The sequence below is a fragment of the Streptomyces sp. NPDC005181 genome (genome assembly GCF_040608395.1).
Taxonomy (GTDB): Bacteria; Actinomycetota; Actinomycetes; order Streptomycetales; family Streptomycetaceae; genus Streptomyces.
Map to the genome: position 1 here is coordinate 1 of NZ_JBEXID010000213.1, position 2,936 is coordinate 2,936.

The window sequence follows — 2,936 nt, forward strand, 5'->3', positions numbered from 1 at the left end:
GCCCGGTGCCATGAGAGTGGCACGCCGGGTGCGGGAAGCGGCCCGAAGAAACGGCTCGATCGAAAGACGAGACCGCGCTTCGGGCCGACTTCACCACGCCCAGCAGAGCGGCCCCACAACCACCGGCACTCCACACGGCGCGGAACCACGGCAATGGGGTGCCCGGCAGCACACCCGGCTCACCGACCCGGAAATCACCGGCCTCACCCGCCCACAACTGGGCACCCTGATCAGCAAGTTGGCACCAATCCAGGCCGCCCAGCGGGAAGAACAGCGCCGCCACCGACGCGGTCGCGAACGACAGCGGGCCCCTGGCGCCGGCCCCCGGCAGGCGTTCACCGACCCCGACCGGATCCTGGCCACGATCCTCTACCAGCGCGGCTGCTTCACCCACGCCCTCCTCGGCGAACTCTTCGGTACCAGCTCACAGACCATCACCCGCACGATCCAGGACACCCAGCCCCTCCTGGACCAGCACGGCTGCACCGTCCCCCGCTCCACCGCACGATTCACCACCCCCACCGACGTGGCCGCCTACCTCGACGCCTACGGCACCGAGCCCCCGGACAACATCAAACACGCATGTTGATTCTCTGCATGCCCTTACGTCCAGGCCCGCGACAGTGGCCTCAACCCCTACGAGCACGCGCCGCGGCCGAAGGCCATCGATGCGTTCCTGGAGAAGATCGAGGACTGGGTCGACACCTCGAAGGCGAAGATCCGCGCGGACGTCGTCCACGGCCGGCTGGTGAAGATGGGCTTTCGGGGCAGCCCGCGTTCGACGAGGCGGGCGGTGAACGCGGCGAAGGCCGCGTGGAGGGCGGGCAAGCGGCGCACGTACCGGCCCTGGATCCCCGAGCCGGGGATGTGGCTCCAGTTCGACTGGGGTGAGGGCCCGAAGATCGGCGGCCGTCGGACGTGGCTGTTCTGCGCGTGGCTGTCCTGGTCCCGCTTCCGGGTCGTGATCCCGGTCTGGGACTGCACCCTGGGCACTCTGGTGGCCTGCCTGGACACCACGCTGCGCAGGATCGGCGGGGCGCCGACCTACGTCCTGACCGATAACGCCAAGACGGTGACCGTCGAGCACATCGCCGGGATCCCGGTCCGTCATCCGCAGATGGTCGCCGCCGGCCGGCACTACGGCTGTCAGGTCATGACGTGTGTGCCCTACGACCCCGAGTCCAAGGGCGGCGCGGAGGCCACCGTCCGCATCGCCAAGGCCGACCTGGTGCCCACCGAGGCGAACCTGCTGGGACAGTACGCCACCTTCGCCGACCTCGCCGACGCCTGCCGGATCTGGTGCGATCAGGTCAACGCGCGCCGGCACCGGGCGACCGGGCAGATACCCGCCGACCGCCTCGACATCGAACGCACCACGCTGCACGTCCTGCCCGACGAACCCCTCGCGCTCGCGCTCGGCGAGGAGCGCACGGTCCGTGACGACCGCACGGTCAGCTTCGGCTCGGTCCGCTACTCCACCCCGCCCGGATACACCGGCGCCAGGGTGTGGTGCCGGGTGGTGGGAGAGGAACTGTCCATCACCGCCCGCACCAACTCCGGTGACCTGTCCGAGATATGGCGCCACCAGTTGTCCACCCCGGGTATCCCGCAGATCATCGATGAGCACTACCCCGACCACCCCGACGGCCGCAGCGTCCACCAGCCCAGGCTGCGGCCCCGCACCGAGGCCGAGATCGCTTTCGTCGCCCTGGGGCCCGGTGCCGGACGCTGGCTGAAGGAAGCCGGCCCCGCCGGCGCGAGCCGCATCCGGGCGAAGATGGCCCGCGCCGTCGAACTCGCCACGATCCTGGGCACCGACAAGGTCGACGAGGCATTGGGGCTGGCCGCGGCGGCGGGCCGCTTCGGCGACGAGGATCTGCCCTCGATCCTGGACCACCTGGCCGCCCACAAGCCGCCCGGCGACCTCGTCCGCGTCGACGAGACGCACTCCGTCCAGCCCGGCACCGGCGGCTGGCAGGCGCTGGGCCGGTGACCAGCCCTTCCCCCACACTGCCCCTGCCCCTGGACCACGTCCTCGAACTACGGCGGGTCCTGGTCCGCGCCGCCGAGCACCTCGCCCACGGCCGGCTCCCCACACGCCTCCTCCACGACCTCTACTACAACGCCGCCCGCCTCGAAATCGCCCTGGAACAAGGGCAGATACCCCCACGCGACAGCAAGGAAGCACCGCGATGACCTACCCCGCCGCCCCCGCCATCCCCGAGGAACTGGAGAAACTCCTGAAGCGGATGCGCCTGCCCTACCTGCGCAAGGCCGCCCCCGACGTGCTCGCCACCGCCCGCGCCCAGCGCTGGGACCCCGCCGAGGTCCTGCGCGTCCTGGTCGCCGAGGAGGTCACCGGCCGCGACGCTGCCACCCGCCGGATGCGACGCTCCTCGGCGAACTTCCCCACCGGCAAGACCCTCGCCTCCTGGCGGGCCGAGGACTCCACCATCCCCGAGCCCACCCAGAACTCCCTGGCCACCCTGGAATGGGTCGGCCGCGCGGAGAACCTCGTCATCACCGGAGCCTCCGGGACGGGAAAGTCGCACTTCACCGAGGGACTGGCGCACGCGGCGATCGAGAAGGACCTCAAGGTGGCCTGGTTCACCCTGGAGTCCTTGACCGCCACGATCACCAAGTCCAAGGTCGACGGCTCGACCGCTCGCACGGTCGCGAAGATCTGCCGAGCGGATTTGATCGTGATCGACGACATTGGAATGCTGCCCGCCGGCGAGGACGCCGCCGAAGCCTTCTACCGCATTGTCGACGCCGCATACGAACGTCGCTCCATCGCTGTGACCAGCAACATTCACCCCTCGGGCTTCGACACGATCATGCCTAAGACCCTCGCCACAGCGACCGTCGATCGCCTCCTCCACCACGCTCACCTCGTGGTCACCAAGGGCGACTCACACCGACTCTCCCAGGCCCTC

The 2,936-nt window shown here is 70.0% G+C and carries 3 protein-coding genes and 1 pseudogene; all 4 read left to right on the plus strand.

The features are described from left to right. Positions 1–589, plus strand: a pseudogene (locus ABZV38_RS39960) (hypothetical protein); the annotation flags it as partial. A 96-nt stretch (positions 590–685) separates the two neighbouring features. After that, the gene (locus ABZV38_RS39965; RefSeq protein WP_356333833.1) at positions 686–1,993 is read left to right on the plus strand and encodes an IS21 family transposase; all 1,308 of its coding nucleotides are present in this window, start codon (positions 686–688) and stop codon (positions 1,991–1,993) included. Further along, entirely contained in the window at positions 1,990–2,196 is a 207-nt protein-coding gene (locus ABZV38_RS39970) for a hypothetical protein (RefSeq protein ID WP_356333829.1), read from the plus strand. Before ABZV38_RS39965 ends, ABZV38_RS39970 begins: the two co-directional genes overlap by 4 nt. After that, positions 2,193–2,936: IS21-like element helper ATPase IstB (gene istB, locus ABZV38_RS39975; RefSeq protein WP_356333831.1), on the plus strand; the 744-nt coding region annotated here is incomplete at its 3' end. The genes ABZV38_RS39970 and istB, both read left to right, overlap by 4 nt.